Source organism: Microbacterium gawkjiense (genome assembly GCF_031932225.1).
Lineage (GTDB): Bacteria > Actinomycetota > Actinomycetes > Actinomycetales > Microbacteriaceae > Microbacterium > Microbacterium gawkjiense.
In genome coordinates this window covers 160,713-173,707 of record NZ_JAUZVV010000001.1, presented here as the reverse complement: position 1 = coordinate 173,707, position 12,995 = coordinate 160,713, and the positions used below count along the sequence as shown (strand labels likewise).

The 12,995-nt window shown below is 69.1% G+C and carries 12 protein-coding genes; 3 read left to right on the top strand and 9 right to left on the bottom strand.

Annotated elements, in window-relative coordinates:
* Window positions 1–2 precede the first annotated feature (2 nt).
* From Q9S71_RS00920 to Q9S71_RS00910, 3 genes are read right to left on the bottom strand one after another with little or no spacing between them, the layout of a single operon-like run.
* Window positions 3–593: a hypothetical protein gene (locus Q9S71_RS00920; RefSeq protein ID WP_311860045.1), complete on the bottom strand. Its 591-nt coding sequence runs from the start codon at window positions 591–593 to the stop codon at window positions 3–5.
* Entirely contained in the window at window positions 590–1,126 is a 537-nt protein-coding gene (locus Q9S71_RS00915) for an RNA polymerase sigma factor (protein ID WP_311860044.1), read from the bottom strand. The genes Q9S71_RS00920 and Q9S71_RS00915 overlap by 4 nt, the downstream gene beginning before the upstream one ends.
* Window positions 1,127–1,165: 39 nt before the next feature.
* Window positions 1,166–1,828, bottom strand: coding sequence for a TetR/AcrR family transcriptional regulator (locus Q9S71_RS00910; RefSeq protein ID WP_311860043.1), 663 nt, complete (start codon window positions 1,826–1,828; stop codon window positions 1,166–1,168).
* Between the two features lie 125 nt (window positions 1,829–1,953).
* Between Q9S71_RS00910 and Q9S71_RS00905 the strand changes: the two genes are divergently transcribed.
* The 3 genes from Q9S71_RS00905 to Q9S71_RS00895 are packed head-to-tail and all read left to right on the top strand — an operon-like array spanning window position 1,954 to window position 5,064.
* Complete coding sequence (locus Q9S71_RS00905; protein WP_311861652.1) at window positions 1,954–3,237, top strand: extracellular solute-binding protein; 1,284 nt, start codon at window positions 1,954–1,956, stop codon at window positions 3,235–3,237.
* A 5-nt stretch (window positions 3,238–3,242) separates the two neighbouring features.
* Complete coding sequence (locus Q9S71_RS00900; RefSeq protein ID WP_157532618.1) at window positions 3,243–4,169, top strand: carbohydrate ABC transporter permease; 927 nt, start codon at window positions 3,243–3,245, stop codon at window positions 4,167–4,169.
* A 1-nt stretch (window position 4,170) separates the two neighbouring features.
* Entirely contained in the window at window positions 4,171–5,064 is an 894-nt protein-coding gene (locus tag Q9S71_RS00895; RefSeq protein WP_064003078.1) for a carbohydrate ABC transporter permease, read from the top strand.
* A gap of 176 nt (window positions 5,065–5,240) precedes the next feature.
* On the opposite strand, the gene Q9S71_RS00890 is transcribed toward Q9S71_RS00895, so the two are convergent.
* The 6 genes from Q9S71_RS00890 to Q9S71_RS00865 all read right to left on the bottom strand — a co-directional run bounded on the left by Q9S71_RS00890 (window position 5,241) and on the right by Q9S71_RS00865 (window position 12,956).
* The gene (locus tag Q9S71_RS00890; RefSeq protein WP_311860042.1) at window positions 5,241–7,481 is read right to left on the bottom strand and encodes an exo-beta-d-1,3/1,6-glucosidase; all 2,241 of its coding nucleotides are present in this window, start codon (window positions 7,479–7,481) and stop codon (window positions 5,241–5,243) included.
* A complete protein-coding gene (locus tag Q9S71_RS00885; protein WP_311860041.1) occupies window positions 7,478–8,497 on the bottom strand; it encodes an ABC transporter permease in 1,020 nt (339 codons plus the stop codon). Before Q9S71_RS00885 ends, Q9S71_RS00890 begins: the two co-directional genes overlap by 4 nt.
* A 2-nt stretch (window positions 8,498–8,499) precedes the next feature.
* Window positions 8,500–9,579 (bottom strand): ABC transporter permease, encoded by a 1,080-nt coding sequence (locus Q9S71_RS00880; protein ID WP_311860040.1) that lies wholly within the window; start codon window positions 9,577–9,579, stop codon window positions 8,500–8,502.
* Window positions 9,576–10,385, bottom strand: coding sequence for an ABC transporter ATP-binding protein (locus tag Q9S71_RS00875; protein ID WP_064003082.1), 810 nt, complete (start codon window positions 10,383–10,385; stop codon window positions 9,576–9,578). Before Q9S71_RS00875 ends, Q9S71_RS00880 begins: the two co-directional genes overlap by 4 nt.
* On the bottom strand, window positions 10,382–11,206 hold the full coding sequence (locus Q9S71_RS00870; protein ID WP_311860039.1) for an ABC transporter ATP-binding protein: 825 nt from the start codon (window positions 11,204–11,206) through the stop codon (window positions 10,382–10,384). The genes Q9S71_RS00875 and Q9S71_RS00870 overlap by 4 nt, the downstream gene beginning before the upstream one ends.
* An 85-nt stretch (window positions 11,207–11,291) precedes the next feature.
* Entirely contained in the window at window positions 11,292–12,956 is a 1,665-nt protein-coding gene (locus Q9S71_RS00865; protein ID WP_311860038.1) for an ABC transporter substrate-binding protein, read from the bottom strand.
* Between the last annotated feature and the right edge of the window lie 39 nt (window positions 12,957–12,995).

Here is a 12,995-nt window from a genome sequence, read left to right as displayed (position 1 = left end):
GCTCAGCCGGTGAACGCGGCCTGGTAGATCGCCTCGAGCTCGGGCGAGTCGACGTTGCTGAAGCCGCACGTCGCGATGACGCCGTCGGTGGCGGCGATGAGGTAGGCGGTGCCGTCCTCGAAGACGATCGGGGAGCCGTCGACCACCGTGTCCTCGCCCTGCGCGACCTCGACCGTGTCGCCGACGTCGCCGGTGAAGCGCTTGTCGACAGAGAGCGTCACGACGCCGTCCGCGATCGAGGTGACGGTCGCGCGGAACGCGTCCTCAGACTGCCCGATGATCTCGGGCGTGATCTGCGCGCACGAGGCGTTGAGGCCGCCGTCGGGGGCGAGTTCGAGGTGGGTCGGCGGCGCCGCGGGTGCCAGCGCCATCGGCAGCAGGAACGCAGCGGCGGCGGCCGCGACGACGATGCCGCCGCCGGCGAGCAGCCAGCCGCGGCGGGGAGCGCGGGCGCCGACGGGCGCGGGGTCGGTGCGGGTCATGGTGTCCTCCGTCAGTCGGGTGAGTTCGTCGCCGCGCAGGGGCGCGAGCGACGCGGAGGGGTCGGCGCGGCGGATGAGTCGCCGCAGGTCGTCCTGCTCGTGGTCGGTCATCGTCCGCTCCTCTCCTTCACTTCGACATGTCCGGGTGATGCCGCTTCCTTACGCCACGCGTCGGCGAACCTCTTCCGGGCCCGGTGCAGCCGGACGGTGGCGGCATTGGCGGTGACGCCGAGGACGACCGCGATCTCGCGCGGCTCGAGCTGCTCCCACGACCAGAGGCGCAGCACCTCGGCATCCGCGGGCCGCAGCGACGCCAGCACGCGCCGCACCGCGTCGTCGGTGCCGTCGTCGGTGTCGGCGGTCGTCTCGGGGGGAGGGTCGAGGGTGCGGATGCGGTTGGTCAGCCGGTTGCGCCGCCGCGCCGCCCGCTCGGTGTTGGCGAGCTGCAGTCGCGCGACTCCGATGGCCCACGCGATGTGCTCGGCGGGGATATCGTCGAGGCGCCGCCACAGGGCGAGCAGCGTCTCGGAGACGACGTCGTCGACGTCGGCGGCGTGCGCGCGCCGGGCGAGGTAGCGCCGCACGGGCTCGATCACGTCGCGGGCGATCTCCTCGAAGCGCCGGCGACGGTCTGCGTGCGACATGGCCCCCATGCTCCTGCATGTCCGGCAGGGCGGCCGTTCTTACGCGGTCGTGTCGTCGGCTCCCGTGTCGTCGCGGGCAGGGATCTCGAGCAGGTGCAGGAAGTCCTCGAACAGCCCTTCCATGTCGACAGCGTCCGGGTCGAGCAGCCACTGCAGCTGCAGGCCGTCCATCATGGCGGTGACGAGCTGGCCGACTCGCTTCGGGTCGAGGTCGGTGCGCAGTTCCCCCTGCTCCTGCAGGCGCGTGAACGATTCGTCGTCCTGGTGACGGATCGCCCGGTAGCGCTCACGGAAGGACTCGTGGGCGGGATGCTGCGGGTCGGTCGCTTCGGCCGAGAGTACGACGTGGAGGGCGACGAGCCCGGGGAAGCGGGTGTTGCGGGCCACCTGGTCGCGCATGGTGTCGACGAAGCTGACGCCCGCGGCCTCGGACTCCTCACGGCGCCTGCGGTCGATCTCGTCGCGCTCGGCGATCGTCGCCGCGAGCAGGCCGACCTTCGACCCGAAGTGGTGGAGCAGGCCCGCGTCCGAGATCCCGACGCGGCGCGCGATCTCGCGGAGCGACGTGCCGCGGTATCCCAGCTCGCCGAAGACCTCGACGGCGGTCTCGAGGATCGTCGACCGCCGCTTGTCCCCGCGGACCCTCCGCAGGTCGGGGCGGTCGGGGAGGGGGCGGGGGGTGTCTTCGGCTGCGTTGCTCATGGCCTGCTCTCTTGCGAGGTCGGTTCCCGTCAGTTTATGCTCAACTAACTAAGCGAGCAGTCGCTAAGTTAGTTTTCCGACCAGCTGCCGCTGCGTCAAGACTCGATGAGGAGGATCCCGTGAAGATGCGCAACAAGGCACTCGCGTTCGGAGCGATCGGCGTGGTGGGCATGCTGGCCCTGGCCGGCTGCGGCCGGGCGGACGACGCCGGACAGAACGGCGGAGGTGGCGGGGCGGCGACGGTCGACGACGCGCCCGCGAAGGGCGAGATCGAGATCTGGGCGATGGGCGAGGAGGGCGAGAACCTCGGGGACTTCGCCGATGCTTTCGTGGAGGAGAATCCCGACGCGAGCGTCACGGTCACCTCGATCCCGTGGACCGACGTCATGACCAAGTACCAGACCGCGGTCGCCGCGGGCACCGTGCCCGACGCGATCATGATCGGCTCGTCGCTGCTGCCCTCCATGGTCGCCGCCGGCGGCCTCGCGAAGGTTCCCGACGACCTCGTCGACGAGGACTCGTTCAACGAGACGGCGCTCGAGTCGACCGAGGTGGAGGGCACCTCCTACGCCGTGCCGTGGTACGTCGAGACCCGCGTCATGTACTACCGCACCGACCTCGCCGAGAACGCGGGCGTCGAGGCGCCGAAGACATGGGACGACCTGACCGCCTTCGCGACGGCGATGCAGGAGAACGGGTCGGACTACGGCATCCAGCTGCCGATGGGCGACGCCGAAGACTCGACGCAGGTCATCCTGCCGTTCTACGCGCAGGCCGGCGGCGAGGTGCTGAACGACGACGGCACCGCCTATGCGTGGGACGAGGCTGCCCTCACCGACGCGCTCGAGTACTACGCCTCGTTCTTCACCGAAGGTCTCGCGCCCATGTCCGGTTATGGCGACGAGCAGACGGCCGCGTTCGCGAGCGGTTCGAACCCCGCGTTCATCTCCGGCCCGTGGATGGTCGGCGTGCTGGGCGACCAGGAGTCGCCGGAGTGGGTCGACGAGAACGTCGGCACCGCGCCGGTGCCGGCTGGCGCCGACAACAACGACTCGTACCTCGGCGGCGGGCACCTCGGTGTGTTCGAGGACGCGGAGAACGCCGACGGCGCCTGGAAGCTCATCAAGTGGCTCGCCGACCCCGAGACGCAGCAGCAGTGGTTCGAGACGGTCAACGCCTTGCCGGCCGTGACCTCCGCCCTCGACTCTGAGCCGTTCACCTCCGACCCGCGCCTGTCGGTCCTGAACGAGCAGCTCGAGGACACCGTGGCTCCGCCGTCGGTGCCGAGCTGGAACGAGATGTCGGCGTTCATCGAGACCGAGGCCGAGAAGGTCGCCAACGGCAGTAGCGCGGCGGATGCGGCATCCGCAATCATCGCCAAGGCCGAGTCGCTCGGCACGGGCTGGTAACCATCGTGGCGCTCGTCTCGACGAGCGCGGCTGGGCGGCGAGGAGGCTTCGCCGCCCAGCGGCGCCGCACCGCGGTGGTGGCGTGGCTGTTCGCCCTGCCGTTCCTCGTCATCTTCGCTGTCTTCATGCTCGGCCCGCTGCTGGGCTCGTTCGCGATGTCGTTCACCGATCTCGGCGTGCGGGACCTGCGCTCGCCGTTCTCGGTCAACGTAATCGGGTTCGACAACTTCGTCGCGCTGTTCCAGGACGAACTGTTCGTGAAGTCGATCGTCAACACCTTCTACTTCGTCGGTGTCGGCATCCCGCTCACGATGGCGCTCGGACTGCTGCTGGCGGTCGCGCTGAACTCGGGCATCGAGAAGTTCCGCAGCGTCTTCCGGGTGGGCTTCTACACGCCGGTCGTGACATCGATCGTCGCGGTCGCCGTCGTGTGGAAGTTCATCCTGCAGGACTCAGGGCTGCTCAACACGGTGCTTTCCTGGGTCGGGATCAACGGCCCGGATTGGCTGAACGACCCGGTCTGGGCGATGCCGTCGATCATCGTGATGGGCGCCTGGCGCAACATGGGCACGCTCATGATCATCTTCCTGGCGGGTCTGCAGGCGATCCCGCGGGACGTCTACGAGGCCGCCGAGGTCGACGGCGCGAGCGCCTGGCGTCGTTTCACGAGCATGACGCTGCCGCTCATGCGGCCGACGCTGCTGCTCGGTGCGGTCCTCCTGTCGGTCGGCTTCCTGCAGGTCTTCGAGGAGCCCTTCGTGATGACCCAGGGCGGTCCGCTGAACTCGACCCTCACCATCAGCTACTACGTCTACAACCAGTTCGGATACGGCGACTACTCGCTCGCGTCCGCGGCGGCCTACGTGCTGTTCGCGTTCATCGCAGCGCTGTCGGCTGTGCAGTTCCGACTGCTGCGATCGAAGGACAACTGACATGGCGATCACGACGGTGACCGAGCCCGAGAAGGCCGCGGTGACGACGGATGCCGCGCCCCGCCGGCGTCGACGGCCGATCGGCTGGTCGCGCGGCGTCACCTACCTCGCGCTGACGATCGGGCTGATCCTGACCCTCGCGCCGTTCATGTGGATGCTGCTCGGCAGCTTCAAGACGCAGGGCGAGTTGCTGCAGCGGCCCATCACGTGGTGGCCTGAGCAGGCGACGCTCGACAACTACTCGCAGTGGCTGACGCAGCTGGACTACGGACAGTTCTTCCTGAATTCGGTGGTCGTGGCGCTCGTCGTCGTGGTCGGCAACATCGTGTTCTGCTCGATGGTCGCGTATGCGCTCGCGAAGCTGGAGTTCCCCGGCAAGAAGGTGCTGTTCGGCCTCGTGCTGCTGACCTTGATGGTCCCGGGTGTCGTGACGCTCGTGCCGATGTTCGTCCTCGTCGCGAACATGGGCCTCGTCAACACGTATCCGGCGCTCATCCTGCCGTTCCTGGCGGGACCGCTCGGCGTGTTCCTCATGCGGCAGTTCATCATGGGCGTGCCGGACGCGCTGATCGAGGCGGCGCGCATCGACGGGGCGGGGGAGTGGCGCATCTTCCTGCGCGTCGTGCTGCCGCAGTGCGGCCCCCCGATCGCCACGCTCGCGATCCTCACCTTCCTCGGCTCGTGGAACAACTTCCTCTGGCCGCTCGTGGTGGCCCAGACCGAGCAGATGTACACCCTGCCGGTGGCGCTGTCGCTCTACTCGGTCGGGTCGAACGGCACGTACTACGGGCTGCTGATGGCGGGGTCGGTCCTCGTCGTGACGCCGATCCTGCTGCTGTTCCTGTTCCTGCAGCGCTACTTCGTGCAGGGCATCGCGATGACGGGGTTGAAGTAGCTCGCCCGGCGGCGCCGGGGTGCGATCGGCTCGTCGTAACGGCGGCGATCCGCGTTCCAGCGGTTGAACCGAGGCCGAATGTCCGCTGGAGCGCAGATTCCCGCTGAAGCGCCGGGCACGTGACGCGAGCGAGGGGCGGGTGACACCACGCACCCGCCCCTCGCTGTTCCGTCGTGTCAGCGGATCTCGAACGAGACCGCCCGCAGCACCTCGTCGCGGGACGACGGCCCGATGAGGAGGTCGAACTCCCCGGGTTCCACGATGCGGCGGCCGGCCGCATCCACGATCGTGCAGTCGGACGCCGGCAGCTCGATCTCGACCGTCGCCGCAGCCCCTGGGGCGAGGTCGACGTGGCGGTACGTCTTCAGCTCCTTGTCGGCCCAGCTGACCGAGGTCACGGTGTCGCGCACGTAGACCTGGACGACCTCGTGCGCGGGGCGCGTGCCCGTGTTGCGGACGGTCACGCGGGCGCGGACGGTGTCCCCGGCGGAGACCACGGGCGTCAGGATCTCGGGCTCGTCGTACTCGACGGCCGTGTACGAGAGGCCGTCGCCGAACGCGAACGCCGGTTCCTGGGTGAGGTCGGCGTAGCGGTCGCCGTGCTGGCCGCGGATCTGGTTGTAGTACGTCGGCTGCTGGCCGGCGTGACGGGCGAACGAGATCGGCAGGCGTCCGGCGGGTTCGATCTCGCCGAGCAGCAACTCGGCGATCGCGCGACCGCCCTGCATGCCGGGGTTCGCGACCCAGACGACGGATGCCTCGCGCACCGACGCCGGCAGGATGAGCGGCTTCGACGCCATGAGCACGACGACGAGCGGCGTGCCCGTCGCCGCGAGGGCGTCGAGGAGTGCGCGCTGCCCGCCGATGAGCTCGAGGGTCGCGGTCGACCGGCCCTCGCCGACGAGCTCGATCCGGTCGCCGACGACGGCGACGACGACGTCGGAGCGCTCGGCGAGGGCGACCGCCTCGGCGATCCCCTCCTCGTCGGGGTCGCTCGGGACGATGATCGGCGGGCGCGGCTGCCCGTCGGGGAACGTGCCGGCGGGGTCGTCGGTCAGGCGCAGGATGTCGGCGCCCCGCGCGTACTCGACCGCCCCGCCCGAACGCTCGCGCAGCCCGTCGAGGACCGTCGTGATCTGGGCACGCGGGTGGCCGTCCGGCATCCAATCGACCTGTCCGGAGGACCCCGCCCAGTCGCCCAGCTGGGTCTGCGCGTCATCGGCGAGGGGGCCGACGACGGCGATCCGGCGGGTGCCGGCGGCCAGCGGCAGGGTGCCGTCGTTGCGCAGCAGCACGAGCGAGCGGCGGGTCACCTCGAGGTTGAGGTCGGTGTGGGCGCTGCGGGCCACGATCGCGGCGATGCGCTCGCGGTCGGGCAGGCGGGGGTTCTCGAACAGACCGAAGCGGAACTTGAGCGACAGGATGCGCGCGACGGCCTGATCGATGTCGGCCTCGGTCAGCATCCCGCGTTCGACGGCCTCGAGCGCGCCGGAGAAGAACCCCGGCGTGGTCATGACCATGTCGTTGCCGGCCTTCACGGCGGCCGCCGCGGCGTGCACGAAGTCGGGCTGCACCTTCTGCTCCCACACCATGCGGCCGACGTTGTCCCAGTCGGTGATGAGGGTGCCGGTGTAGCCCCACTCGCCGCGGAGGACGTCGCTCAGCAGCCAGTCGTTGACGGTGATCGGCACGCCGTCGGTGGTCTGGTAGCCGAGCATGAAGGTGCGGCATCCCTCCTTCGCGACGCGTTCGAACGGCGGCAGGAACCACGAGCGCAGCTTGCGGCGGGAAATGTCGGCCTCGCTCGCGTCGCGCCCGCCCTGGGTCTCGGAGTACCCGGCGAAGTGCTTCGCGGTCGCGAGGATCGCATCGGGGTCGTCGAGGCCGTCGCCCTGGTAGCCGCGCACCATCGCCGAGGCGAGCTCGCCGATGAGGAACGGGTCCTCCCCGAACGTCTCGTCCACGCGACCCCAGCGCAGGTCGCGCGCGATGCAGAGGACGGGCGAGAAGGTCCAGTGGATGCCGGTGGCCGCCACCTCTGCGGCGGTCGCCTTCGCGACCCGCTCGACGAGCTCGGCGTCCCACGTCGAGGCCATCCCGAGCTGCGTCGGGAAGATGGTCGCCCCCTCCCAGAAGGAGTGCCCGTGGATGCAGTCCTCGGCCACCAGCAGCGGGATGCGCAGGCGTGTCTGCGCCGTGAGCTCGGCGGCGCGGAGCACCTTCTCGGGCGACGTGTGCAGGATCGAGCCGGCGTGGCGTTCGTGCACGATGTGCTCGAGGTCCTCGCGGGCGTCGAACTGCATCATCTGCCCGACCTTCTCGGGGAGCGTCATGCGCCCGAGCAGGTCGGCGACCCGCTCCTCGACGGTCCGTGCGGGGTCGAGGTAGGGGGCGGTGGGCAGGTCGACGACGGTCATGCGGTGCTGTCCTTCGAGGTGGTGCGGTGCGTCGAGGCGGGTGCGCGGACGACCGTGACGGCGTCGTTGACGTCGAGCCCCTTCTTCTTCATGGCACGGGCGCGCTCGCCGGCCGAGCGCAGACGCGGGTTCACGTACTCGTCGATGCCGAAGTTGATGAGCGAGAGCGCGACGCCGATCGCGGCGATGCACAGGCCCGGAGGCAGGTACCACCACCACTGGTTCTGCCGGAACGCGCCTTGCGCGCTGGCCCAGTTGAGGATCGTGCCCCAGTTGTAGGTGTTGACCGGGATGACGCCGATGTACGAGAGCGTCGTGAGGCCGAGGATCGCGGCGGTCACGGTGCCGACGAAGCTCGCGGCGATGAGGGCCATGAGGTTCGGCAGCATCTCGACGGTGATGATGCGGCGCAGCGGCTCGCCGTTCGCTCGGGCGGCCTGGATGAAGTCGCGGTTGCGGAGCGACATCGTCTGCGCGCGCAGGACGCGGGCGCCCCACGCCCAGCCGGTGATCCCGAGGACCGCGGCGATGAGGACGAGCGGCGGCTCCTCGAACATCGAGGCGACGATGATGATGAGCGGCAGACCCGGGATGACGAGGAACACGTTCGTCAGCGCCGAGAGGCCCTCGCTCTTCCACCCGCGGACGTAGCCCGAGACGACACCCACGACGATGGCGATGACGGTGGCCAGGATCGCAGCGAGGAAGCCGACGACGATGACGCCGCGCGTGCCGTGGATGACCTGACTGAGCACGTCCTCGCCGATGTGGGTGGTGCCCAGCCAGTGCTCGGCGGACGGCGGCTGGAACCGCGCCGTGTTGTCGACCTGGGTGGGCGAGAACGGAGCGAGGACGTCGGCGAAGATCGCGATGAGGACGAAGAAGCCGAGGATGGCGAGCCCCGTGATCGACTTGGCGTTGCGGAACATCGCGAACGCCGACCCCAGGCGGGCCCAGAACGTGTTGGGCGTCGGGTCCTCGGTGCGGGCCATGCGGATGGTGGCGGTGGTGGTCATGGTCAGGCCTCCGTCTGGCGGGTGCGCGGGTCGAGGAACGCGTAGGCGATGTCGGCGAGGATGTTCGCCACCAGCACCGACAGCGTGATGACCAGGAAGACGCCCTGCATCAGCGCGTAGTCCTTGCCGTTCGTGGCATCCAGCAGAAGTTTTCCGACGCCGGGGTAGCTGAAGACCATCTCCATGACGATCGTGCCGCCGACGATGAAGCCGATCGACAGCGCGAAGCTCTGGATCTGGGGGAGCACCGCGTTGCGCGCGGCGTAGCGCCAGAGGACGCGCGAGTTCGGCATCCCCTTGGCCTGCGCGACCGTGATGTAGTCCTCGTCGAGGACCGTGAGCATCATGTTGCGCATGCCGAGCATCCAGCCGCCGAGCGAGGCGATGATGATCGTCACGGCGGGCAGGGTGCCGTGATGGATCACCTGTCCGATGAACTCGGGGGTGAACTCGGGCGAGTAGCCGACGCCGTAGGCCTTGCCGATCGGGAACCACTTGAGGTTGACCGAGAAGAGCGCGATGGCGAGCAGACCCAGCCAGAAATACGGGATGGTGCTGAGGAACGTCGTGATCGGGATCATCACCTCGGCGCGGCTGCCGCGACGCCAGCCGATGATGGCGCCGCCGATCGTGCCGATGAGGAACGAGACGATCGTGGCGAAGCCGACGAGACCGACCGTCCACGGCAGGGACTGGCCGATGACCTCGGTGACGGGGCGCAGGCCGTGCAGCAGCGAGACCCCGAGGTCGCCGCGCAGCATGAGGCCCCAGTAGTCGAGGTACTGCTGCCACAGGGACTTGTCGGTGTCGATGCCGAGCAGGGCGCGCAGGGCGTCGGCCGCCTCGGGGGTGACGTTGCGGTTGCGGGCGAGGTACTGGTCGACCGCGTCGCCTTTCATGAACCGGGGCAGGAAGAAGTTGATCGTGATCGCGGCCCACAGCGTGAACAGGTAGAACAGCGCACGGCTGCCGAGGAAGCGCCACGGGATGCGGGAGCGTCCCTTGACGGCGGTCGTGGCGGTCGTGCCGACCTCGAGCGCGTCGGACGTCTCGACGGGCAGCTGGGGTTCGACGGCGGTCATCGGGCACCTCCGGAGAAGCCGGGAGCCGACGCGAAGTGGCTCTCGGGGTCGGGCGAGGCAGCGCGGAGCTCCTGCGTGTAGGGGTTCTGCGGGCGCAGGATGACGTCGTCCGCGGTGCCGCTCTCGACGACTCGGCCCTGGTTGAGGACGAGGATCTCGTCGCTGAAGTGCCGCGCGGTCGCGAGGTCGTGCGTGATGTAGAGCACGCCGAGGCCCTCTTCGCGCTGCAGGTCGGCGAGGAGGTTCAGCACGCCCATGCGGATCGAGACGTCGAGCATCGAGACGGGCTCGTCGGCGACGAGCAGGCGGGGGCGGGATGCCAGGGCCCGGGCGATCGCGACGCGTTGCCGCTGCCCGCCCGAGAGCTCGTGCGGGCGGCGGTCGATGACCGAGTCGGGGTCGAGTCGCACGCGCTCGAGCAGGCGGCGCACCTCGTCCTCGACCTCGCGCTTCGGGACCACGTCGTCCAGGCGCAGCGGGCGCTCGACGTGGTGACGGATGGAGTGGTACGGGTTCAGCGAGGCGAACGGGTCCTGGAACACCATGCGCAGCTGCTGCCGGTAGGCGCGCAGACCCTTGCCCCGGCGGGGGATGGGGGCGCCGTCGAGGCGGACCTCGCCGCTCGTGGGCGTCTCGAGCTGCGTGAGGATCTTGGCGATCGTCGACTTACCGCTGCCGGACTGGCCGACGAGGCCGATCGTCTGACCGGACGTCAGGGTGAACGACACGTCGTCGAGGGCCTTCATCTGGCCGGCTCCACGGACCTGGTACACCTTCGTGACGCCGTCGAATTCGAGTGTGGTCATCGGACGACGACCCCCCTTTCACCGGTGAGGCGCGGGAACGAGGACAGCAGGGTGCGGGTGTACTCGTGCTGCGGGTTGCGCCAGATGCGCTCGGCGGTGTCGATCTCGACGATCTCGCCCTCGCGCATGATGGCGATGCGGTCGCTGATCTCCAGGAGCAGCGGCAGGTCGTGCGTGATGAAGATGACGGAGAAGCCGAACTCGTGGCGCAGCTGCGAGATCTGCTTGAGGATCTCGCGCTGGACGAGGACGTCGAGCGCGGTCGTCGGCTCGTCCATGACCATCAGCTGCGGCCGCAGCGCGAGCGCCATCGCGATCATGACGCGCTGACGCATGCCGCCGGAGAGCTCGTGGGGGAAGGAGCGGCGGCGGGCGGCGCCCACCTTGACGATCTCGAGGAGCTCGTCCACGGCCTCGCGCCGCGCGGCGCGGTTCATGTCGGGGCGGTGCACCTCGAAGACGTCGGCGAGCTGCGAGCCGATCGTCGCGACGGGGTTGAGGGCGTTCATCGCGCCCTGGAAGACCATGGAGATCTTGTCCCAGCGGAAGCGGCGCATCTGCTCGGCGTCGAGCGAGTTGACGTCGATGTCCTCGCCGGACACGTCGCGGAAGGTGACGGATCCACTCGAGATGACGGCGGGCGCCTTGAGCAAGCGCTGCACACCGTAGGCGAGGGTCGTCTTGCCGCATCCGCTCTCGCCCGCGAGGCCGAGGATCTCGCCGCGGCGCAGGTCGAGGCTGACGTGCTTGACGGCTTCGACCGGGGGGTCGACGTCGTAGACGACGGAGAAGTCGTCGACGGACAGTAACGAATCGCGCATCGGTGCGTGCTCGCTTTCGTGGGGTGGCAGGGGTGGTGGGGTGGATGCCGCCGGGCCAGCGGCATCCACCCGTCACTCGGTCGGATTACTCTTTGGGCTTCAGCTTCGTCAGGATCTGAACGACACCGGCCTGCGTCGGGTCACCCGCGGCGTACTGGTCGTCCTCCGACGGCCAGCCGACGTAGTTGCGCGTGTTGAACTCGCCGAGGAGCGGGTGCGCGCCCAGCGGGATGGCGGGGACGTTCTCCACGAATGCCTTCTGCAGCACGGCACCGGCCTCGGTGCGCTCCTCGTCGGAGGCGGCGTTGGCGTAGGTGTTCAGCGCCTCGGTGACCTTCGAGTCGTCGAAGCGACCGAAGTTGAAGGCCGCCTTGCCGTCGACGATCCACTTCGGGTCCATCGTCGACGTGTACAGGCCGTACGCGTTGCCGGTGTCCTCGAGCCAGTGGATGATCGCGTCGAAGTCACCCTCCTGCTTGCCGGCGTCCCAGCCGCCGAAGTCGGGCTGGTCGACGTTCACCTTGATGCCGAGCGCCTTGTCGAGCTCCTCGGAGATGAGCTGCTGCTCGGTGTTCCAGTCGCTCCAGCCGGCGGGGACGGAGATCGAGAACTCGACGGGCTCACCGTCGGGGTCGGTCAGCGCACCGCTGTTCCAGGTGTAGCCGGCGTCCTCGAGGACCTCCTTGGCCTTGTCGACGTCGACCGCGTAGTTGTCGTCCTTGTACTCGTCGATGATCTCGCTCTCGAGCACCGAGCTCAGGCCGGTCTTGTTCCAGATCGCCTCGCTCGCACCCTCGCGGGCGATGTCGACATATGCCTGCCGGTCGATCGTCCACGCCAGCGCCTCGCGCAGGGCGGGGTCGTTGAAAGGCTTCTTCTGGAGGTTCATGAACAGCGTGCCCGCGCCCGGGGTGGGCGAGACGAGGAACACGTTGTCGGGGTCGGCGTCGAGGTAGCTCTCCTGGACCTGCGGGATGAAGGCCTGCGCCCAGTCGGCGTCGCCGGTCGCGAGGGCCGTGGTGAGGGCGGCGTTGTCGCCGTACGAGACGTAGTTCAACTGCGGCACGGCCAGGTCGCCGCCCCAGTAGTCCGGGTTGGCCTTCAGCGAGACGGACTCCGTCGACCAGTTCGACATGACGTACGGGCCGGTGCCGACGAGCTTGCCCTCATCGGTGAGGGGGTCGGTGTTGGGGTCCTCGATGTCCTTCCAGATGTGCTCCGGAACGATCGGGGTGTGGAGCACACGGCCCTGCGACGTGAACTTCGAGCTGCCGAAGGTGAGCACGACGGTGTCGCCGTCGGCCTTCACGTCGGTGACGCCCAGGGCGCCGGTGTCGGTGAGCTTGCCGCTGAGGTACTGGTTGAACGTGAAGACGATGTCGTCGGCGGTGAAGTCCTCACCGTCGCTCCACTTGACACCGCTGCGGGGCGTGACGGTGAGCTGCGTGTAGTCGTCGTTCCACTCGACCGTCTCCGCGAGCCACGGCGTGGTGCCGAGGTCGCCGGTCGGGTTGACGAGGGCGAGGGGCTCGAAGATGACCTTGGCGTAGCCGTAGCGCGAGCCCGCCGAGTCGCCGAGGTAGGGGTTGTGGGATTCGGTGGTGATCGCGCCGTCGGGCTTCGCGATCGTCAGCGCGGCTCCGGTGCCGTTGCCCGAGTTGCCGTTGGTGTCTCCGCCACCGGCGGCGCAGCCGGTGAGGATGAGTGCCGCGGTGAGACCGGCGGCGGCGAGGGAGGTCTTCAGCCTCATTGCTTCTCCTTCATCTGTGGGTCCCGGCGCCGCTTACAG

What these genes read in the sequence shown, in the direction of transcription:
- Q9S71_RS00920 (WP_311860045.1), bottom strand. Translation starts at nt 593, where the DNA reads ATGACCGACCACGAGCAGGACGACCTGCGGCGACTCATCCGCCGCGCC.
- Q9S71_RS00915 (WP_311860044.1), bottom strand. Translation starts at nt 1,126, where the DNA reads ATGTCGCACGCAGACCGTCGCCGGCGCTTCGAGGAGATCGCCCGCGAC.
- Q9S71_RS00910 (WP_311860043.1), bottom strand. Translation starts at nt 1,828, where the DNA reads ATGAGCAACGCAGCCGAAGACACCCCCCGCCCCCTCCCCGACCGCCCC.
- Q9S71_RS00905 (WP_311861652.1), top strand. Translation starts at nt 1,954, where the DNA reads ATGCGCAACAAGGCACTCGCGTTCGGAGCGATCGGCGTGGTGGGCATG.
- Q9S71_RS00895 (WP_064003078.1), top strand. Translation starts at nt 4,171, where the DNA reads ATGGCGATCACGACGGTGACCGAGCCCGAGAAGGCCGCGGTGACGACG.
- Q9S71_RS00890 (WP_311860042.1), bottom strand. Translation starts at nt 7,481, where the DNA reads ATGACCGTCGTCGACCTGCCCACCGCCCCCTACCTCGACCCCGCACGG.
- Q9S71_RS00885 (WP_311860041.1), bottom strand. Translation starts at nt 8,497, where the DNA reads ATGACCACCACCGCCACCATCCGCATGGCCCGCACCGAGGACCCGACG.
- Q9S71_RS00880 (WP_311860040.1), bottom strand. Translation starts at nt 9,579, where the DNA reads ATGACCGCCGTCGAACCCCAGCTGCCCGTCGAGACGTCCGACGCGCTC.
- Q9S71_RS00875 (WP_064003082.1), bottom strand. Translation starts at nt 10,385, where the DNA reads ATGACCACACTCGAATTCGACGGCGTCACGAAGGTGTACCAGGTCCGT.
- Q9S71_RS00870 (WP_311860039.1), bottom strand. Translation starts at nt 11,206, where the DNA reads ATGCGCGATTCGTTACTGTCCGTCGACGACTTCTCCGTCGTCTACGAC.
- Q9S71_RS00865 (WP_311860038.1), bottom strand. Translation starts at nt 12,956, where the DNA reads ATGAGGCTGAAGACCTCCCTCGCCGCCGCCGGTCTCACCGCGGCACTC.